This window comes from Bacillus sp. LSHTCR4 (genome assembly GCF_057197025.1).
On the sequence record NZ_JBXUNO010000001.1, the window covers coordinates 2309125 to 2329243 of the forward strand.

Here is a 20119-nt window from a genome sequence, read left to right on the forward strand (position 1 = left end):
CTACATGCTTTCATGAAAGAAAGTACTTATTTTTTCGTTTCTTGATCTAACCACCATTTAAATTCACTTTCTTGCAATAGTTCATTAGACGCATCTGGACCATATGAACCAGACTCATATTCATGAAGTGGTAATAAGTTTTCCTCGAATGCTTCAAGAATTGGTTGTACCCATTCCCATGACAATTCAACTTCTCTCCAATGTGCAAAGAATGTAGCGTCTCCACTCACAGCATCATGAATGAGTCTTTCATACGCTTCAGGTACTCCCACATCTGCTTGCTCACAAGTAAAGTTAATACGCATCGGTTCAATTTCTCCATTTTTCAATGGATTTTTACTATTTAACTGTAATGAAACGTTCTCACCTGGGCTAATTTCAATTATTAACAAGTTAGGTGCTGCATTTGGATTACTATCTTGATATTGCTGTTTTAACGTATTTTTAAATTCGATTACAATACGAGTAGACTTTTCTTTCATTCGTTTGCCTGTTCGTATATAAAAGGGAACGCCAGTCCAAAATGGATTATCGATCCATAAGCGAGCAGCAACAAATGTGTCTATGTGAGAAGAAGGATTTACTCCTGGCTCCTCTTTATATGCTACAACTTGCCCGCCATTTATCTCACCTGCACCATATTGTCCGCGAATGATATGGTTTTGAACGTCTTCTTTTTTCACTTTACGAAGCGTCTCCATTACCTTTCGCTTTTCCTCTCGAATTTCACATGCATTAACCTTTTCCGGCAAATTCATAGCAGTCATCATTAATATTTGTAACATATGATTTTGAACCATATCTCGAATGGCTCCTGCCTGATCATAATATCCTGCCCTTTCTTCAACCCCAACTGTTTCACTCGCTGTGATTTGTACATTCGCTATATGTTCTTTATTCCAAATCGATTGGAGAACAGGATTTGCAAATTCTAGTGCTTCAAGGTTTTGAATCATCGGCTTACCTAAATAATGATCAATACGGTATATCTCGTCTTCTTCAAATGTGCGACTAAGCTTATCATTCAGCTCACGAGCAGATGTAAGGTCGTGCCCAAACGGTTTCTCAATCATTAGGCGTTTCCATCCATCCGTTTTATCAAGTCCGCTTTCCTTAATATTTAAAGCAATTGTCTCAAAAAATTCAGGAGCAACGGAAAGATAAAACATTCTATTACCTTTTATATGTAGTTCTTCTTCCCTTTCGCGAACGACTTGTAATAATCTCTCATAGTCTTCCGGCTTACTCACATCTAATGGACAATAGCGAAAATTATCTAAAAAACCTTCGAGCTCTGAAGTCCCTTCTTCTCTATGACGAGAAAACGTCTCTATTGATTCTTTTATTCTTTTTTGAAAATCTACATGAGATACTTCACGTCTCCCAAGCCCGATAACAGATATTTGCTTTGGAAGCTTTTGATCTCTATATAAGTTATATAGTGCGGGGTAAATTTTGCGTTTCGCTAAGTCCCCTGTCGCTCCAAATAAAACAAAGGTCATTGATTCCAATTTCAGTCCCCCTCTTGTTGTATAATCCTGGTCAATATATTAAAAATGAATTGTACAGAAGCTCATGTTTTATAAAAACAAAGAGTTATCAAATTCCAATTCTTTTTATACCTTTCGCTTTCTAATTGTCCCCAATATTAATAGTGGCAATTCAAAGCATTTCTACCACAACTCACTTACTTATATAACTCAACAAAACAATTTATATTTGATTACTTTTAGTAATTAAATAATCTTATGTCTAGTATATTAACCACATAAATTATTATCGTCAATAAAAATGTCTTGAATTACATACGATTTATTTCGTAATGCTTTTCTAAGTGTATTCCTAATTACCATTCATTTTCAAAGATAATGATCGATATAATAAATATCAGTTTCATCAAAATCTTCAATTAATTTTTCGTTACACTCGTGAACAGACGTTACATGATAACCAAAAGGCTTCTCTATAATAAAACGGTTCAATCCTTTTGTAGCCCACAATCCACTTTCCTTAATATTTAAAGCAATGACATCAAATACTTCTGGTATAACAGATAAGTAAAACATGCGGTTTTCAGGAATGTTTAATTCTGTTTCACGTCTCTTTACAAGACGCAACAAATCTTGATAGTCCTCTATATTCGCTATATTTAATTGACAATAACGAAATGTGCTAATAAATTCTTCTACTCCTGATTCGTCATCAGTAGATCTTCTAGAAAATGTAGCAAGGGATTGTTCTACCTTTGTTTGAAATTCCACATCTGACATTACCCTTCTGCCAATACCGATAATCGAAATAGATTGCGGTATATGTTGATTACTAAATAGTTTGTATAAAGCAGGGTAAATTTTTCGTTTCGCTAAATCCCCTGTCGCTCCGGATAAAGTGAAACTTTAATCAGTGGGGGGGTTGTTCATCCCCCACTGATTATTAGTTGAACCAATCGGGCTTTTACAGGCAGTTGCCCCCACCTAACTTCTATGATATCGCTGAATTTTGAGGTGAGGGTCTTACTGCCTGTTAATGCGGGGTAAAAGAAATGTCATTGAATCCATTTGCTATCTCCCTTTTTAAAACAATTGCTAGAAAAGAATGTATTAGCTCATTCTCGCTACTTAGCACAACGCTCTCTCTAAATCCTCATACTTTACCAATGTTTCTTTAATACAATTTTGCCAAGAGCACGTTCTGACTCACTTATGTGGTGTGCTTTTTTTACGCCTTCTACATGTAAAGGCAACACATGCGTTACAACGGGTTTAATCTTCCCGCCCTCAATTAATTCTGTAATAAGAGAAAGTTCATATCCGTTAGGTTCAGTAAATATATGGTCACTCTCAATATTTTTCTCTCTTGATATCTCGGTTTGCGGAATTTCCATACCTTTCGGACCATAAATAGACGCTAACTTTCCATTTGGTGCAAGCACTTTATAACTATCCTTTAGTACATCTCCGCCTAACACATCAAATACAATATTGTAATTATGCAAAAGCGAAGAAAAGTCTTCCGTTTTGTAATCGACAATAGTATCAGCGCCTAGATCCTTTACAAATTGCATGTTTTTCGTACTAGTCGTAGTTGCAACATGCGCACCGAAGCTTTTGGCTAGCTGAATAGCAAACGTACCAATCCCGCCAGATCCAGCATGAATTAAAACCTTATTACCTTTTTGGACATTAGCGAACTTCACTAAACTTTGCCAACTTGTCAAACCTACTAGAGGGATTGATGCCGCTTCCTCAAAAGATAAATTTCTCGGTTTTTTCGCCACATATTTCTCATCTACAGCCACGTACTCTGCATAAGCACCATTTCGTTCAATCTCTGGACGACTATATACTTCATCCCCCACTTTACATGCTGTAACGTTTGGCCCTATGGCAGCAACTACCCCTGCAACATCCCATCCTAAAACGAGCGGGAAATCATAAGAAATTACATCTTGAAGTAAACCTTCACGTATTTTCCAATCCACGGGATTTACACCAGCTGCATATACTTCAATCAGTACATCGTTGTCTCCCAATAGCGGTGTCTGCATTTCAATTTCTTGTAGTACACTTTTATCTCCATATTGCATAAGTCCTATTGCTTTCATTCTTTTCACTCCTTTACAATGCTGGGAAATGAGGTAGCACTTCTTCTCCTAACTCATCCAATACTTCGTCAGCTGGACGTTGACCATCAAATAGAGCAAGGAATAAATGATTCACACCAATACTTTTATATATATCAAGTAATTCAATTAGCGCCTTACGTCCTGTACGGTAACCTAAACGTATCGGTGTAGGACGTTCATTTGGATCTTCAGATAAGTCTAAATGCATCGGTTGTATAAATGGTTTGAATACATTTGGATGATAATCCTCTACTCGTTCTCTCCATTGTCCAATTGCTGCTGCCTGATGCACCGGACTACGTGGGTAGTACATCCATCCATCACCATGTTCAGCGAACCAGTCCATATTTTGCTGACTAAAACCTGTAATAAAGGTTGGAACACGTTTAGAAGGTTTTGGAACTAAATTCGCTCCATTCACTTCTCCTAGCGTCGACTGGATAGACGGGAAGTTTTTATACAAAATCTCTTCCAAGTAAGCAAACGCTTCTCTAAACTTTTCACCTCGTGTTTCATGACTAACACCTAACGCCTTGAAATCGGCACGTCTGTCACCTGATGAAACGCCGAGCATAATTCTTTCTGGAAACAGTTCATCCAATGTCGCAATTTCTTTCGCTACACGCAATGGATGGCGAAGTGACAATACAGTTGCCGATGTTCCGAATGCGATTTTCTCTGTTTTGCTTGCTAAATACGTTAAATAAATCATCATATCGTAAATTTGACCTGTTGCAGGATCACCAAAGTCAGGGTCTTGCAGTAAAACATCGCGAAGCCATACGCCTGTAAAACCATATTGTTCCGCTTTTTGTACCAACTCTACTTGTTTTTCCATCGTTGGCGCATGAAACTGATAATTTTCAATCGGAATGTGAATTCCTAATGTAAGTTGATCTTTCGCAAACATACGATTATATCCAAAATGATTCGCAAACTTTTCCATGTGTTTCACTCACTTTCCTTCATTCATATAAATCTATATTTTTCATATTTCTTCTCAAAATTGATAGGCAATACTGTAACACCACATTGTTGCCGATTGTCATCGTTATAACTTTCTTTGTGCTACGAGTGTTATTATAAATCGGCCATAACATGAATAACAGTACGTACTTTAAAGTGATGTAGGCACTTAAAAGTACCTGTACTAAGTAAGTAGTAATAAACATAATGAATAAATCGTGCTGCAAAAATAACATCTATCCTTTCTTCAAAAAACTTTACAGTTGCTTTTGCAAGTACGTTACATGATCCCATGTACTTTCCTCTTCTTTATATAAAATTCTCACTAACCAAATTCAAAATATTATACTTATTTTTCGTACTTTGCTATGCTATAACCACAAACAGGAGGTATAAACTATGAAAGCACAAATTATCCATTCTTTTGGGGATTCATCTGTATTTCAATTAGAAGAAGTTTCAAAACCAAAACTTTTACCAGGTCATGTTCTAATCGATGTAAAAGCAACAAGTGTAAATCCAATCGATACGAAAATGCGCAGTGGCGCTGTTTCATCAGTTGCTCCTGAATTTCCAGCTATATTACACGGGGATGTCGCTGGTATTGTTATAGAAGTCGGCGAAGGTGTTTCGAAATTCAAAGCTGGCGATGAAGTATACGGGTGTGCCGGAGGTTTTAAAGAAACTGGTGGTGCACTTGCAGAGTTTATGCTTGCTGATACGCGATTAATTGCTCACAAACCTAACAATATAACAATGGAAGAAGCAGCAGCTCTACCATTAGTTGCAATTACAGCTTGGGAATCTTTATTTGATCGTGCAAATATTACATCTGGTCAAAATGTACTCATTCATGGAGCTACTGGTGGCGTAGGACACGTAGCCATTCAATTAGCTAAATGGGCTGGTGCTAAAGTTTTCACAACAGCTTCTCAGCAGAACAAAATGGAAATAGCCCATCGTCTAGGAGCCGACATAGCTATTAATTATAAAGAAGAATCTGTTCAAGAATATGTGCAAAAACATACGAATGGCGACGGATTTGAAGTTATATTCGATACGGTAGGCGGCAAGAATCTTGATCATTCTTTTGAAGCTGCTGCAGTCAATGGAACTGTCGTAACAATTGCAGCTCGTTCAACTCATGACCTCTCTTCTTTACACGCAAAAGGACTCTCTCTGCACGTTACTTTTATGGCGTTAAAAATATTACATACAGATAAACGTGACGCTTGCGGGGAAATTTTAACTACACTAACGCAAATTGTAGAAGAAGGAAAACTTCGCCCACTGCTAGATTCTAAATCATTTACGTTTGATGAAGTCGCACAAGCACATGAATATTTGGAGTCGAATAAAGCAATTGGTAAAATAGTGTTGAAAAACGTTTGGTAACTTTCACTTCATAATACAAATAACAATTGTTTATTGTTAGAAAATAATTGAGGATTCGCTTTAACCGGTCATATCTTTTTCTTAAGAGATGCCACAACGCTAACAGCTTTCCATCTTTTACAACAAATAAAAGAATAACAGCCGAATTTTTCTTATAGTAGAAAAATTCGGCTGTTTGCATGCTGCAATTTGCTTTTCGTCTAGTTCCTTTAATAGATAAAATACAACTCATTCGCCTTACCATCTTTACCTGCAACAGAATATTATGTTGTTTTAAATTTTTTAAAATACACTACGTACTAATCCCCCGTCTATTCGCAACGCGGAACCATTAATCGCTGAGGAAAGTGGGCTACTTAAGAAAGTGACAAGATTGGCAATTTCTTCTGGTCGAATAAGTCTTTGAATAATAGAGGTTGGTCGATTCTCTTTCATAAATCGCTTCTCAGCTTCTTCTATTGTCAATTGCTCATTAGGATACAGATTATTTAACATAGTCTCCACTCCTTCCGTTAAAGTCGAACCAGGCATTATAGTATTAACAGTCACATTCGTTCCTGTCGTCAGCTCAGCTAAACTGCGAGAAAGTGAGAGTTGCATCGTTTTAGTCGCACTATAGTGAGCCATTTCTTGAGATGGCATAATAGCTGCTTCGCTAGCAATAAAGATGACTCTTCCTTCTTTTCTTTCAATCATTTGTTTTAAATACGAGCGAGTAAGTCGAACACCACTCATAATATTGACTTCAAACAATTTAAACCAATCTTCATCAGGAATATCAAAATATTCTACAGGTTCAAAAATCCCTAAGTTGTTAATAAGAATATCTACTTCAGGGTACTTTTCAATCACATTTTGGCACCCTTGTTCTGTTCCTAAATCAGCTACTACAGGTTGAAGGATTGCATCCGGATATTGCGCTCGAATTTCTTTTATCGTTTGATTAACATTTTCTTCACGGCGTCCATTAATAAGTACAGTAGCTCCTTCCGCTACTAATGAAGTGGCAATTGCTTTTCCAATCCCTGCCGTAGATCCAGTAACCAGTGCTATTTTTCCTTTTAATTGCATATGCATATAGATCCCTCCAAATTCATGTGCTAGATGATTGACTTACGTTGGAATAAATAATTACGTTTATATTGTCGTTCACTTCTCTTATCTTTAACATAAAATAAGCAAATCCACTCTTTTCTCAAAAGAGTATAAACGAAAATTATGTAGCTATTGGACTCTGTACGGAATTAAAAATCGAAATTATCATCATTGTGATCTACTCGATAATCCTGATTCTAATCATTGTCATGTTAAAAAATCACACCAACAGCAGAGTAAAGCTAAAACCAACTAATAAATACCATTATGATATATATTAACGATAAAGAAAATTACGCACTTTAAAGTTCCATAGGAACAAAAAAGTGCCCTATATACTATAATTTCTAACCCTTTATATTTACTAACGTAGTATCCTTTTCTATCATAAAAAAGATTGTAAAATTATATATTCTTACATACAGTTATAAGATTATTTTTATCCTAATTAACTAAAAACCATTATACTCCTTTATCACTTTCAAACATGAACAGAAAAAACACGAAGACTTTAAAGTCTTCGTGTTTTTTAATATACATATTGCTACATTTGTGATTGAATTCATAACTAGGATTTTTTTACTCATTCCTTATGACTAACGTTTATTACTTATGAAATTTCACACGCTCTTCAAGCGGTTGGAATTCTTTTTCACCTGGTGCAGCTGTTGGATTACCAAATGGCATTTGTGCAATTAGTTTCCAATTAGCAGGAACATTCCATTCTTGTTTTACCTCATTGTCGATTAATGGATTATAATGTTGTAAAGATGCCCCTAATCCCTCTGCTTCTAAACCTGTCCACACGACTAATTGGTGCATACCGGATGCTTGGTGTGACCAAATTGGGAAGTTTTCAGCATATGCAGCAAATTTTTCTTGAAGCGATTTAACGATAGCCTCATCTTCAAAGAATAGTACTGTTCCATAACCAGCTTTAAAAGAATCCATTTTTTGTTGCGTTCCTGAAAAATCTCCATCTCCAACTACTTTTCTTAATGTTTCCGTTGTAATATCCCATAATTTATCATGAGCTTCACCAAATAATACAACTAATCGCGCAGTTTGAGAATTGAAAGCGGATGGAGTATATTTCACAGCAAACTCCACGATTTCTTTAATTTTTTCATCTGATACTTGTACCTCTTTATTAATCCCATAGTAAGTACGTCTTTCTTTCAGTGCAGTATAGAAATCTTTTGTCATAATTCAATTCCTCCTAAGTTTTAATATTCTTCAAAATGTTACATTGCGAAGATAATATGAGTTGAAATGAGTTCATTTTTGAACCATTGAACTCTATAACACCAATTGCCAGTCATTCTGAATCTAAACCACTGCTTATTGCTTCAGTTTACCTAAAAAACTCTTATAGCATCATTGATACAATCTAGTGATCATTCGGTATTATTTTACCCATTCTCTATTCATGTATCCTGCTTGTTTCATATTTACACAAATATGAAAATAACCTTAAATTGATGATCAAAAAAGCCAGGTAGCATGAGTAATGCATTACCTGGCTTTTTACATTGTAAATTCAACTAACCATTTTTAATGAATAGTAGTAATAACTATATCCATCACTTATTTAATGATTAACATCTCATAAGGATGTTGTTCCATAAATCTATTCTCCCAAGGAATCTCTAATGATGTCCAATTTGAACCACCATCTACTGACTGATACACTCCTTTATTGCTAAACAGATAGAACGTTCCATCACTTGTTGCCTTTAATACTGGTATAATTGTTCCTTTAGGAGTTGGTAAACCTGCATTCATTTCTGCCCAAGGCTGATCTTTTTCTTTCTTATAAATGAATGATTCACAATTTCCATTATTGTAATCATGTGCTACGTGTGGATTTGAAGATGTCGCGATAATAATATTTTCTGGATCATTCGGATTAACTGCCATTTGATATGCGTAATGATGCTTTAGCCCACTACACATATAGTTCCACGTCTTACCTCCATCATTACTCTCCGCATACTCGTGACCTGGTTCTTTCAAGAATGAATCACCTAACACCCCGTATAAGCGATTTGGCGCATTGCGATGTGATGTAAGAATGTGAATATCTTGAGGATAGTTCCCCTCTTTTTCCTCAGTCCATGTCATACCGCCATCTACGCTTTTAATTAATCCTCCTACCTCAATCGTTGTATAAATAGTTTCTGGATTATTAGCATCAATTTCAATATGTTTTACGTGGTGTGTATATGTTCGTTGAGGAAAGAACCATGATGAATACGATGGCATTTGTCGATAATCCGTTAGCAATTCAAAACTGTCTCCCCCATTTTTCGATACAAACATTGCGCTCGGTTCAGTTCCTACATATACAATCCCGTTACCATCATCCCCCTTCGCTGGAGATACAGCAACTGCTGTAATAGCTCTCATATGAATAGCATTAGCTGGGAACACTTCACCAAAGGAGGGTAACGTACCAATTGCTTCCCATGAACTTCCCCCATCTTTACTTCTCCATAATCCCCTATCAAAAGTACCACAATACATTCTTTCTGGGTCGTATGGATCTACAGCTAAAGCAACTGGATTCGCACCTACAAACTGCGATTGGACGCTCCATGTTGAGTCTTTTTTTTCTGCGATTACAAGTTTTCTATCAAACGCTAATATGAATTTTTCCATAACTAAAATCTCCTCGATTCATGAATTTTCTACTATCTTATTTAAATTTTGAGCATGACAAGTTAAGAGGCACCATTTATATGCTATAGCATATAAAAGATAAATTTTATAAGAAATATGTGATTAATAACTTACATTATATCATTTGTTAACTTCACATCAGTATGATGAACAAGGTATCCTGTTAACCCATATAAGTCCATATGCCACCTCCAAATAACTTACAAAATACATGCTATAGCATACATGTTATAGAATGCATGATTACATGTCAAACTTTAATACTGTTTTAGAATCAGTTCTTTAAATCGCCTAAAGTAATTGAAAAGTCATAATATACACAGAAGCATTTTATTGAATAAAAAAAGAGTGCAACTTTGCACTCTTTTTACCCATTCTTTAATCTTAGAAATCAAAATTATCAGGATCTGGACCAACGCGGTGATTTTCATTTAACGCATCGATTTTTTCCATATCTTCTTTCGTTAATTCAAAGTTAAACACGTCAGCATTTGCAATAATGCGGTGTTCTTTCGTTGATTTCGGAATTGTGATTACTCCATTTTGAAGATCCCAACGTAAAATAACTTGCGCTGTTGTTTTACCGTGTTTCTCAGCAATTGCTTGTAATGTTTCATTATCTAATAATTGACCTTGCATTAGTGGTGACCATGCTTCCATTTGAATACCTTGTTCTTTACAGAAAGCTTGTAATTCTTTTTGTGTTAAACGAGGATGGTATTCTACTTGGTTGATCATTGGCTTAATTTCTGCATCTTTTATTACATCTTGCAGGTGATGAATTTGGAAGTTACTTACGCCAATTGCACATACGCGCTTTTCTTTATAAAGTGTTTCTAACGCTCTCCACGTATCTTTATATTTCCCTTCTACAGGCCAGTGAACAAGATATAAATCTAAATAATCTAGTTGTAATTTTTTTAAACTCTCTTCATATGCAGCGATTGTTGTTTCATATCCTTGATCTGCGTTCCACACTTTTGAAGTGACAAATACTTCTTCTCTTGAAATCCCTGTTGCTTCAATCCCTGCGCGAATCCCTTCACCTACAGCTGCTTCATTTCCATAAATCGCCGCTGTATCGATGCTACGGTACCCTGCTTTAATTGCTGCTTTAATTGCTTCTACAAGTTCTGGTCCTTCTTCTACTTTAAATACACCTAAACCGAACCAAGGCATTTCTACACCGTTATGCAATGTTGTTGTACTTTGTAAGTTTTTCATTTTATTTTCTCTCCTTTTATTTTACTTGATCTCGTTTTTCTAATGACATACTCCATGCTGTTAAAATAACAGCACCTACTACCATAATGCCGCCTACCCACGCTGTATGAATTAACCCTAATGAGTTCGTGACAATACCGCCTAAATAAGCACCAAGAGCAATCCCAGCATTAAACGCCGCAATATTAATTGCCGATGCAACATCCACAGCACTCGGCACAAATCGTTCAGCTAACATTACGACATATACTTGTAACCCTGGAACATTCATAAATGCGAATAGTCCCATAAAAATAATTGTGATTAACCCAGCTATCTTAAATGGTGCCGTAAATGTTAAAACAAATAATATAATCGCTTGAATAAAGAACATGTAAAATAGCGCTCGAATTGGATTATGATTCGATAATTTTCCGCCAATCACATTCCCTATCGCAATGGCGATTCCATACACTAATAAAATGATAGTAACCGTATTAGCTTTAAATCCTGTTACTTCTTGTAATAACGGAGATAAATACGTAAATGTTACGAATGTTCCGCCGTATCCTAATGCAGTAATGATGAAAACTAGTAACAGTCTTCCGTTCGTAATCAATTTAAACTGATCGCGGAATGATACAGACGTACCTTTTTTCATATTAGATGGAATGAGAATACTATTTGCGATTAAGGCAATCATTCCAATTACGACAATTGCTAAAAATGATGTTCTCCAGCCAAATTGTTGACCAATAAATGTTCCAATGGGTGCACCTGTAATAGTTGCAACTGTTACACCAGTAAACATAATAGCAATCGCGCTAGCACGTTTATTTTCTGGTACAAGTGCCGCAGCAATCGTTGAACCAATTGACATAAACACACCATGCGAAAGTGCAGACACAATTCTCGCAATAAGTAATACAGTGAAGCTTGTTGCGACAGCTGCAATTCCGTTACCGATAATGAAAATAATCATAATCCACATTAATAACGTTTTTCGTGACATATTAGCTGTTAATGACGTTAATACTGGAGCACCAAACGCTACACCTAACGCATATAAAGAAACTGTTAAACCAGCTGTTGTAACCGACACATGTAAATCTTCCGAAATAGATGGCAATAAACCGACACTAACAAATTCAGTTGTCCCAATCCCGAACGCACTAATTGCTAGCGCTAATAACGCAAATATACTTCTTCGACTTGTCTTAACTTCTGAAGACGATGCTGTATATGAATTCAATTGAGTTTCCCCTCTTCCCTATAATTCCTATCATAATAGTGCGATAAAAAGGCCCTTTTATCTTTCAAAAAATATATTTAATCTCTACAAACGCTATTATGAATGGTTTCATTCTTTTTTTAAAGAACGCACTTTAAAGTACTATAGGTACTTTTTAGTACCATAAAGCTTGTCTCTCTCTTACATGTACTATTATGAAATATATTTAACATATTAAATAGTACGTACTTTAAAGTGCTGTAGGTACTAAAAAGTAACATAGTTAGTTACTAGTACCGTAAAGCTTGTTTCTCTCTTACATGTGCTATTATGCATGATATTGATCCTAATAAAAAGTACGTACTTTAAAGTACTATAGGTACTAAAAAGTAACATTTATATAACCTAGCTTATTTTGCTCAAAAATTGAAATCTACATTCCATGAAGAAGGCTTTCAAATGAAGAAATACACTTTTCTCGTAGAGGCAACTTTAGAGAACATTGCTTAAACATGTAAAGGATCATGTTCATTACTGCAGACAAATAATAAAAAGGCAAAAACGAACAGAAATATGTTCATTTTTGCCTTTTTTATTTAACAATTAAAATGTACGACTTTTGGAAAGGAAATCTGCATTAGCTCCCGTTACACCACTTTGTCCCCAGTTTCCTGGAATCATTTCGCAAATAAGAATTAGCACTTTATCCAAAGGTGCATGCGTATACTTAGATGTTACTTGTGTAAGTTCGTTTACCCACTTATCCTTTGTATCTTGATCAAATGTATTCCATATATCGATCTTGATAATAGCCATTCCATCAACGTTACCAGACGGTGTATCGTAAGACTCTTTTGTCTCCCAATTGGACACCCTACTTTTTTCAGCAAAGGTAGCATCACTTGCTACAGCCCCAGCTTTCCCCCAATTTTCTTTCTCAAGTTCCGTTATCAACACTTGAATTTTGTCAGGGACAATTCTTAATCGTTTTATTGTAAGTTCCGTTACATGATAAATGAATTCCTTCTTTTCTTCTGTTGACATGGTTGGCCAAGTATTTAGTTCAATTAATGGCATAGTATTGCCCCCTAAAGTTAATTAATTATTTATTCACTAGCTACAACTATTGGTTCAAATGATTTTTAACTGCCCTTATTACCAATTCGTGATCTTCTTCTGGTGGTAATCCTGAAACGGTTATCATTCCAATAACCCCTACGTTTTTTATTCTGATAGGAAAGCATCCACCAAACGCAGCGTATTCCGAAGTATCTAAAAGATATTTTTCATTATATGAAATTCCAGTTATTTCACTTTGTATCTGCATATAATACGAGCTACGATCATGCAGGGAAACGACTCGTTTTTTACGCTCAATCCATTTCGTATTTTCCTCATTTGTCCCTGTCATCTTGAAATGAAATAATTGCACACCGTTTTTTGTTATATCAACAGCAATTAATTTACCCTCTCGCTTTGCTGTTTCAACGATAAATAAACCTAGTTGCAAGGCATCTTCATTTGTAAAAGAGGAAAATTGAAGTGTTTCCTCCTCTTTTAAAATTTGTTTACTTATTTCATTCAAATTTGAAGTACTCATATCTTTAACCTCCATAATCGTTTTATGCCACTGCGGCATTTTTTGAAATTATTAGGCCACATAGTACAACCTTTCAATCAATCTGATTCTAAATAAAATGCTGTAACATCGGTGGTAACTAGTACCGTAAAGCTTGTTTTCTTCTTACTGGTGCTATTATGAATGATATTCAAAGTTATAAAAAGTACGCACTTTAAAGTGCTATAGGTACTTTAAAGTACTATTTTACTTATCCCTATCTTACAGAGACTATTATGAAATATATTTAACATCTTAAAAATGTATGTACTAATGACTAATATTTTTAATAACAAACTCTTTTTGATCAATGGTTGTAATTCAAGTCCATCAATTTTTCATTAAGACAAATGAAAAATACCTAGTCGATACTAGATTCTTTTTTGATCAAAAAACATTCTCATATTTCTCTTGTCTTGTTACAAAAGACATAGAATAGAACTTCTACTAAAAGCTCATTTTAATTACAGTAAAAGATTGGTGAAACAAATACATTACACCACCTAAAAATAGGAGGAAACAAAAATGAGTGAAAAAACAGCAGGCTTTTCACAAGTAAATCATGTTGGAATTACAGTAAGTAATTTAGAAAAATCTATCGTTTTTTATGAAGCATTAACAGGTAAGAAAGTATCAAACATCGATGAAATTGGTGGGAAACGAATGGCGCAAACTCAAGGACTTGATGATACTCGTATTAAATATGCCAACCTTCACTTAGATAATTTGAATATCGATATTCTAGAATACGTTGTCCCTAAATCAGATAAAGCATCTTACTCAAATGACCAAATTAGTGCGATGCATCTCTGTTTTGAAGTAGAAGATATCGATGCTGCTGTAGAACGTCTAAAAGCAATTGGGGTAGAACCAGATGGAGAACCAATTGTCTTTCAAGAAGAAGACGGCTTGAAATCTGGATTTGGTACAGGCGTTGCCTACTTCCGTGATCCAGATGGTACTAATTTAGAGCTAATTGCTCCAAAAGGTCCATTTAGACGTGACTAATTCATATAAATCAAGATGGTTACAGTCCTATAATAGCCTTGTGAATAGATACTACATTTTTTCATATTAATACTAAAAACCACCTTTTATAATAAGGTGGTTTTTAGTATTAATATGAGGGTAATTCCGCTGAACATAAGGTACAACAGAAAAAACTATATATATTCATTTATTTAATGAAATAATATTTATACCTTTTTAACAAACTCAGATTTTAATTTCATAGCTCCAAAACCATCAATTTTACAGTCAATATCGTGGTCTCCATCAACTAATCGGATGCTTTTTACTTTTGTACCAATTTTTATGACTGATGAAGTCCCCTTTACTTTAAGATCTTTAATTACTGTTACAGAATCACCATCGTTTAAAGTATTTCCATTTGCATCTTTAATTACCTTTGTATCTTCACTATTTTCAATTTCTGATTCTAAAGCCCACTCATGAGCACATTCTGGACAAACAAAAAGATTTCCATCTTCGTAAGTGTATTCTGAATTACATTTTGGACAGTTTGGTAAATTTGACATATTTTATTTCCTCCACTCGTTATCGTACATTCTAAAAGATAAATATTATTTTCACTTAAATGCAAGAAAGACACTCTCTTCTTGCCACTTGATAATCATTTGTTGAATATATAAAAAACTTCCCCACATTCTCCAAAGTAAACTTTTTAATATTCTAATGCATTTGCTTTACTCTTTCTTGTATTCATCTCCTGAGAAAGCCCGGTGCATTCATGAAAAGCGAAATGCTTACACCCTATACATTTTTTTGTATTCAAATGTCTTAAAGCACAATCAATGGCTTCTCCTGTGTGATCAAAGAAGTTTTCTTCCCCAATCTCAGCATACAATCCGTTCTTATCTAGAGCTATTTTTAGCTCGGATTGAATTCCTGAAATAAGAAGTACGCCACCTTGCTTTTGGAAATGCTGAACAATATTCCTAAAATACGACTCTCCTGTCGTATCAATAAAAGGAACTTTTCCCATACGTAAAATTAAAACTTTAGGTTTATAATGAATAGTTGCTAAAATGTTTTGTTCAAATGTTTGAGCAGCCCCAAAGAATAATGGCCCTTCTATTGTATAAATACTAATTTGTGGGCAATCATGAGCTTTATTTACAACATGTGGTAACAATTTTTCATTCTTTTTTGTATGATCAGGAAGCACTTTAGATATAACAAGCATATTACTCATACGTTTTGTAAACAAAATAACAGCTAAAATAAGACCGATTTCCACAGCTGTTGTTAAACTAGTGAATACAGTAAGTAAAAATGTTACTAGTAATACAAGAGAATCTCCTGTCTTCATTTTAAGGATGTGATAAAAATGTTTTTGCTCGCTCATATTCCAAGCTACCACCATTAAAATAGGAGCCATACTAGCAAGAGGAATATGTGAAGCATATGGAGCTAACAGTAAAAGTGTCAATAACACAAATCCCCCATGAATAATACCCGACATCGGAGATACAGCCCCACTTTTAATATTAGTCGCTGTACGAGCAATTGCTCCAGTCGCCGGAATTCCGCCAAATAACGGGGTAACAATATTGGCAATCCCCTGACCGATAAGCTCTTTATTACTGTTATGTTTACTATTTGTCATACCATCTGCTACGACAGCGGATAAAAGAGATTCAATCCCGCCAAGCATCGCAATAACAAATGCAGGACCAATTAACTGTTCTATACGTGCTAATGTAATTTCTGGTATATCAAACTGCGGAAGTGTATTTGGAATCGTACCGTATGCTGTACCAATAGTAGGTACATGGCCTGAGAAAAATACAGTTGCAATTATAGTTGAAATAACAACGCCTACTAATGAACCTGGCACTTTCGGCAAAATCTTTGGTGTTGTGATTATAACAAAAAAGCAAATCAAAGCAGTTATAACACTATAAAAATCGGTAGTATTAATATGAGTGAAGAGTTCCTTCAGATTCGCTAAAAATCCCTCATGCTTTTTTATACCTGTTAAACCTAAAAAACTAGCAATTTGTCCCGTAAAGATAATAACAGCAATACCTGACGTAAAACCAATTGTTACAGGACGTGGAATAAACTTAATTAAAGAGCCTAGCTTGAAGATTCCCATAAGACATAAAATAATTCCAGCCATTAAACCCGCGAGTAGTAAATTTTCGTATCCATAGGTAATTACAACTCCTAAAAGAATCGGAACAAAAGCACCTGTAGGTCCTCCAATTTGATACTTCGAACCACCAAACAGTGAAATAAGTATCCCGGCAATACAAGTTGTATAAATCCCATACTCCGGCTTAACGCCAGAAGCTATAGCAAAAGACATAGCAAGTGGAATCGCAACAACTCCAACAATCATTCCCGAAAGAAGATCCTTTTGAAAATGCCCTAATGAATAGCCTTCAAACCTTCCCGTAAATAAACCTCTCATTACAAACCCTTCTTTTCTATTTTAATCAATCCGGATTACAAATACATTTCTCATTCCTTATACATGAAATCTTCATTTTTACAAAAGATTAATATTCACTATACGTTTTGCTTAAATGGCGCTCTAATTTACCTATATCGCCACCTTCTTGTACATAGGATTTCAATCTTTCCGCTAGCTGTTCTCCATCACGGCTATCTAGCTTCTTCGTATCAATAAACGATGTAATCCTTACCGTATCTGGAGTACTATCTCTACGAAACATTTGTCCTGGAATTTCACTCCAAAAACGATCCCATTCATCTAGTAATCCTATTTGGTCAAATAAAAAACCTTGCACCCCACACAACCAAGCTGTACAAGCTGTATTCCTTTGTTGACATCCAACTCCATCTTGTAAATGCTGGCATGAAAAACAACAAGAATTCCCACTGTTAATACAAACTTTACAAACGTGATAAGCTCCTGATAAGCGAAATATTTCAATCCCATGTTGGATGATGTCCTCTTTCTTTACTTCAATACTCAACCTATCCCTCCTTGCTTATCAGTTCACCTTCTACTTCATCTAGCTCCTCTAACATTGAAATCGTATCGATTAAATGGTTGTTAAAAATCTTCCGTGCAACAACCAATAAATCCACAATGATAGGATCTCGTAAAGAATATAAAACTCTTTTCCCATCTTTCGTACCAACAACAATATTTTTTGAGCGTAGTACACTTAACTGCTGAGAAACAGCTGATCCTTCCTTATTTAAAATAGCTTGGATTTCATTTACGCTTTTTTCACCTTCTGACAATAATTCTAAAATACCTATTCGCAAAGGATGTGCTAATGCTTTAAAGAAATCTGCTTTAAATTGTTGCATTTCGTTTCCCATTCAAACCCCTCCATTACCTATCCTCAATTTTGTAAAAGTATCATATACATCTTCAAATGTTTGAATATGTATATGATACTTTTAAAACTTCAAATTTTCAATACACATTTTGAAATATTAAATAAGACCCAGGTAGAGACATATACTATTCAATTACTAAAGATAAAAGCGCCTACCATATTATGTGTGACTAATATGGTAGGCGCTTAGTAATTTAATTTTTTTAGTTTTAGATCTTGATACTATTGGATGAGTAAAATTATTTATATAAATTTAATTCATTACAATAGTGAATTAGAATAATGACTTAATACTTGCTAAAACAGTAAGTACACCTACAATAATAACAAATACGTTACTCATTTTCCCTTTGTATTTAGCTAGTACTGGTACTTTTTGAATTGCATACATCGGTAATAGACATAAGATAGCAGCAACTAAAGGACCGCTTAGAGAATCAATAAGTCCAAGAATACTTGGATTTGTATAAGCAACAAACCAGCATGATAATACAACAAAAGTAAGGATTATTGTCTTAATTGTTTTTTCTTCAATATCTTTTCCACGCGATTTACCGAACTTAATAATCATGTCACGCATTACTTCAAATGCTCCGATATAATGGCCAAGGAAAGACTTTGTAATAGCCACAAAAGCAATAATTGGAGCTGCAATCGTGATTACAGGCGAATTAAGCTCATTAGCAAGATATGAAAGAATTGATAAGTTTTGTTCTTTTGCCATTTTTATATCATCTGGAGTCAAGCTCAATGCGCTACTCCAAACGAAGAACATAACAACAGCGAATGTCATGATATAACAAACCTTTTGTATTTGCGCACATTTCGCATCAGTGGCTTCGATTCCATACGTAGCTCTCTGTTTCACAACAAATGATGAAATCATAGGTGAATGATTAAATGAGAATACGATGATTGGTAGAATCATCAATATCGTCCCAAAATAGCCTGTTCCTGTTGAAGCAGTTGAAACAGCTGAAAAACTAAGCATTGACGTATTCCACTGTGGAATTAAAGATATTGCGATAAAAAGTAGAGAAACTATGAAAGGATACACTAACATACTCATTACCTTTACAGTAATATCTTGACCAAAATTTAGTATAGCGATAAGACCAAGAACTAATACAAGTGATAAAATAGCTCTTGGAGGTTCTGGCATGTGCAATTGATGCACGATAAAACTACTTGCAGTATTTGTAAGCGCAACCGAATACATTAGTACGATTGTATAAATTGAACCGAAATATACGATGTTAAAAATGATACTCGCTTTATTTCCGAAATACTCTCTAATTGTACCTGTGATCCCCTCATCAGCAGAATTAGAAGCATATATCATTTTAGCAAGTGCCCTATGTGAGTAGTACATAACTGGATATGCAAGCAATGTAATTAGTAGTAAAGATAATAAACCACCTGAACCTGCATTAATCGGTAAAAAGAGCACCCCTGCTCCAATTGCAGTTCCAAATAGACTGAGTGCCCATGTAGTATCCTGCTTATGCCACTTTTTCGGATCTGCATATTGCTCATTTTTTAGTGCGGTATTTTCAGCTTGAACTTCTATTTTCTTTGCAGTATTCCCGTTCATATAATAACTCCCCCTTGTATCTATTCCTGCCTCTCTCTTAATAGCTACCGAATATTTTCCTTTTTGGGAAAATGAATTCCTTACAAGTTGCCCCACATTGTATGTCCTTCATCATAATGAAACCAAATTGAAACATTCGCTAGTTAGCGTCCTAATATAATTGTTAGCGTTCACAAAAAAGTTTACTCGTAATATCCACTCTTTATATAAAGACCCCTTAAGAGAACAATATGGAATAGACTTCATAAATACGTTGCAACATTTCTAATAACAGTGTATTACTTTAATGGTTTCTCTTTTTTACTTTTAACAGTAATTTTAGCTAAACCGGCCCCTCTTCATTTGCGAGGCATTTCTTTCTCAATTC

18 protein-coding genes and 1 pseudogene are annotated in these 20119 nt (G+C 35.0%); 2 read left to right on the forward strand and 17 right to left on the reverse strand.

Annotated elements, in window-relative coordinates:
- Positions 1 to 26 precede the first annotated feature (26 nt).
- The 5 genes and pseudogenes from zwf to AC2CGR_RS11870 form a co-directional block, all read right to left on the reverse strand.
- Positions 27 to 1511, reverse strand: a complete 1485-nt coding sequence (gene zwf, locus AC2CGR_RS11850) for a glucose-6-phosphate dehydrogenase (protein WP_087967583.1) — start codon at positions 1509 to 1511, stop codon at positions 27 to 29.
- A 348-nt stretch (positions 1512 to 1859) separates the two neighbouring features.
- Positions 1860 to 2396 (reverse strand): annotated as a pseudogene (locus tag AC2CGR_RS11855) (glucose-6-phosphate dehydrogenase); the annotation flags it as partial.
- Positions 2397 to 2650: 254 nt separating this feature from the next.
- Positions 2651 to 3604, reverse strand: coding sequence for an NADP-dependent oxidoreductase (locus AC2CGR_RS11860; RefSeq protein ID WP_131100313.1), 954 nt, complete (start codon positions 3602 to 3604; stop codon positions 2651 to 2653).
- A 13-nt stretch (positions 3605 to 3617) separates the two neighbouring features.
- On the reverse strand, positions 3618 to 4571 hold the full coding sequence (locus AC2CGR_RS11865) for an LLM class oxidoreductase (RefSeq protein WP_484480916.1): 954 nt from the start codon (positions 4569 to 4571) through the stop codon (positions 3618 to 3620).
- A gap of 134 nt (positions 4572 to 4705) precedes the next feature.
- Positions 4706 to 4885 carry a hypothetical protein gene (locus AC2CGR_RS11870; RefSeq protein WP_484480852.1) on the reverse strand — a complete coding sequence of 60 codons (180 nt, stop codon included), beginning with the start codon at positions 4883 to 4885 and terminating at the stop codon, positions 4706 to 4708.
- Between the two features lie 105 nt (positions 4886 to 4990).
- On the opposite strand from AC2CGR_RS11870, the gene AC2CGR_RS11875 reads away from it, so the two are divergent.
- Positions 4991 to 5986, forward strand: coding sequence for a zinc-dependent alcohol dehydrogenase family protein (locus AC2CGR_RS11875; RefSeq protein ID WP_484480853.1), 996 nt, complete (start codon positions 4991 to 4993; stop codon positions 5984 to 5986).
- A gap of 282 nt (positions 5987 to 6268) precedes the next feature.
- On the opposite strand, the gene AC2CGR_RS11880 is transcribed toward AC2CGR_RS11875, so the two are convergent.
- The 7 genes from AC2CGR_RS11880 to AC2CGR_RS11910 form a co-directional block, all read right to left on the reverse strand.
- Positions 6269 to 7063 carry an SDR family NAD(P)-dependent oxidoreductase gene (locus AC2CGR_RS11880; RefSeq protein ID WP_087967570.1) on the reverse strand — a complete coding sequence of 265 codons (795 nt, stop codon included), beginning with the start codon at positions 7061 to 7063 and terminating at the stop codon, positions 6269 to 6271.
- Between the two features lie 624 nt (positions 7064 to 7687).
- Positions 7688 to 8287, reverse strand: a complete 600-nt coding sequence (locus tag AC2CGR_RS11885) for a nitroreductase family protein (RefSeq protein WP_087967567.1) — start codon at positions 8285 to 8287, stop codon at positions 7688 to 7690.
- A 381-nt stretch (positions 8288 to 8668) separates the two neighbouring features.
- Complete coding sequence (locus AC2CGR_RS11890; protein WP_484480854.1) at positions 8669 to 9742, reverse strand: WD40/YVTN/BNR-like repeat-containing protein; 1074 nt, start codon at positions 9740 to 9742, stop codon at positions 8669 to 8671.
- A 405-nt stretch (positions 9743 to 10147) separates the two neighbouring features.
- Positions 10148 to 10987 carry an aldo/keto reductase gene (locus AC2CGR_RS11895; protein WP_484480855.1) on the reverse strand — a complete coding sequence of 280 codons (840 nt, stop codon included), beginning with the start codon at positions 10985 to 10987 and terminating at the stop codon, positions 10148 to 10150.
- A gap of 16 nt (positions 10988 to 11003) precedes the next feature.
- The gene (locus AC2CGR_RS11900) at positions 11004 to 12218 is read right to left on the reverse strand and encodes an MFS transporter (protein WP_484480856.1); all 1215 of its coding nucleotides are present in this window, start codon (positions 12216 to 12218) and stop codon (positions 11004 to 11006) included.
- Between the two features lie 582 nt (positions 12219 to 12800).
- The gene (locus AC2CGR_RS11905; RefSeq protein ID WP_484480857.1) at positions 12801 to 13274 is read right to left on the reverse strand and encodes a tautomerase family protein; all 474 of its coding nucleotides are present in this window, start codon (positions 13272 to 13274) and stop codon (positions 12801 to 12803) included.
- 46 nt (positions 13275 to 13320) lie between these two features.
- A complete protein-coding gene (locus tag AC2CGR_RS11910) occupies positions 13321 to 13836 on the reverse strand; it encodes a heme-degrading domain-containing protein (RefSeq protein WP_131100328.1) in 516 nt (171 codons plus the stop codon).
- Positions 13837 to 14340: 504 nt separating this feature from the next.
- Between AC2CGR_RS11910 and AC2CGR_RS11915 the strand changes: the two genes are divergently transcribed.
- Positions 14341 to 14823 carry a VOC family protein gene (locus AC2CGR_RS11915; protein ID WP_087967557.1) on the forward strand — a complete coding sequence of 161 codons (483 nt, stop codon included), beginning with the start codon at positions 14341 to 14343 and terminating at the stop codon, positions 14821 to 14823.
- Positions 14824 to 15011: 188 nt separating this feature from the next.
- On the opposite strand, the gene AC2CGR_RS11920 is transcribed toward AC2CGR_RS11915, so the two are convergent.
- The 5 genes from AC2CGR_RS11920 to AC2CGR_RS11940 all read right to left on the reverse strand — a co-directional run bounded on the left by AC2CGR_RS11920 (position 15012) and on the right by AC2CGR_RS11940 (position 19752).
- The gene (locus AC2CGR_RS11920; RefSeq protein ID WP_087967555.1) at positions 15012 to 15353 is read right to left on the reverse strand and encodes a zinc ribbon domain-containing protein YjdM; all 342 of its coding nucleotides are present in this window, start codon (positions 15351 to 15353) and stop codon (positions 15012 to 15014) included.
- Between the two features lie 146 nt (positions 15354 to 15499).
- Positions 15500 to 17254 carry a SulP family inorganic anion transporter gene (locus tag AC2CGR_RS11925; protein WP_484480858.1) on the reverse strand — a complete coding sequence of 585 codons (1755 nt, stop codon included), beginning with the start codon at positions 17252 to 17254 and terminating at the stop codon, positions 15500 to 15502.
- An 88-nt stretch (positions 17255 to 17342) separates the two neighbouring features.
- On the reverse strand, positions 17343 to 17783 hold the full coding sequence (locus AC2CGR_RS11930; protein WP_087967551.1) for a DNA mismatch repair protein: 441 nt from the start codon (positions 17781 to 17783) through the stop codon (positions 17343 to 17345).
- 1 nt (position 17784) lies between these two features.
- Positions 17785 to 18138 (reverse strand): ArsR/SmtB family transcription factor, encoded by a 354-nt coding sequence (locus AC2CGR_RS11935; RefSeq protein ID WP_087967549.1) that lies wholly within the window; start codon positions 18136 to 18138, stop codon positions 17785 to 17787.
- A gap of 294 nt (positions 18139 to 18432) precedes the next feature.
- On the reverse strand, positions 18433 to 19752 hold the full coding sequence (locus AC2CGR_RS11940) for an aromatic amino acid transport family protein (RefSeq protein WP_001014168.1): 1320 nt from the start codon (positions 19750 to 19752) through the stop codon (positions 18433 to 18435).
- Positions 19753 to 20119 lie beyond the last annotated feature (367 nt).

Excerpts from the sequence above, each read along its gene's own strand:
- AC2CGR_RS11860 (WP_131100313.1), bottom strand. The coding sequence starts at position 3,604 with ATGAAAGCAATAGGACTTATGCAATATGGAGATAAAAGTGTACTACAA.
- AC2CGR_RS11865 (WP_484480916.1), bottom strand. The coding sequence starts at position 4,571 with ATGGAAAAGTTTGCGAATCATTTTGGATATAATCGTATGTTTGCGAAA.
- AC2CGR_RS11870 (WP_484480852.1), bottom strand. The coding sequence starts at position 4,885 with ATGGGATCATGTAACGTACTTGCAAAAGCAACTGTAAAGTTTTTTGAA.
- AC2CGR_RS11875 (WP_484480853.1), top strand. The coding sequence starts at position 4,991 with ATGAAAGCACAAATTATCCATTCTTTTGGGGATTCATCTGTATTTCAA.
- AC2CGR_RS11880 (WP_087967570.1), bottom strand. The coding sequence starts at position 7,063 with ATGCATATGCAATTAAAAGGAAAAATAGCACTGGTTACTGGATCTACG.
- AC2CGR_RS11885 (WP_087967567.1), bottom strand. The coding sequence starts at position 8,287 with ATGACAAAAGATTTCTATACTGCACTGAAAGAAAGACGTACTTACTAT.
- AC2CGR_RS11890 (WP_484480854.1), bottom strand. The coding sequence starts at position 9,742 with ATGGAAAAATTCATATTAGCGTTTGATAGAAAACTTGTAATCGCAGAA.
- AC2CGR_RS11895 (WP_484480855.1), bottom strand. The coding sequence starts at position 10,987 with ATGAAAAACTTACAAAGTACAACAACATTGCATAACGGTGTAGAAATG.
- AC2CGR_RS11905 (WP_484480857.1), bottom strand. The coding sequence starts at position 13,274 with ATGCCATTAATTGAACTAAATACTTGGCCAACCATGTCAACAGAAGAA.
- AC2CGR_RS11910 (WP_131100328.1), bottom strand. The coding sequence starts at position 13,836 with ATGCCGCAGTGGCATAAAACGATTATGGAGGTTAAAGATATGAGTACT.
- AC2CGR_RS11915 (WP_087967557.1), top strand. The coding sequence starts at position 14,341 with ATGAGTGAAAAAACAGCAGGCTTTTCACAAGTAAATCATGTTGGAATT.
- AC2CGR_RS11920 (WP_087967555.1), bottom strand. The coding sequence starts at position 15,353 with ATGTCAAATTTACCAAACTGTCCAAAATGTAATTCAGAATACACTTAC.
- AC2CGR_RS11925 (WP_484480858.1), bottom strand. The coding sequence starts at position 17,254 with ATGAGAGGTTTATTTACGGGAAGGTTTGAAGGCTATTCATTAGGGCAT.
- AC2CGR_RS11935 (WP_087967549.1), bottom strand. The coding sequence starts at position 18,138 with ATGGGAAACGAAATGCAACAATTTAAAGCAGATTTCTTTAAAGCATTA.
- AC2CGR_RS11940 (WP_001014168.1), bottom strand. The coding sequence starts at position 19,752 with ATGAACGGGAATACTGCAAAGAAAATAGAAGTTCAAGCTGAAAATACC.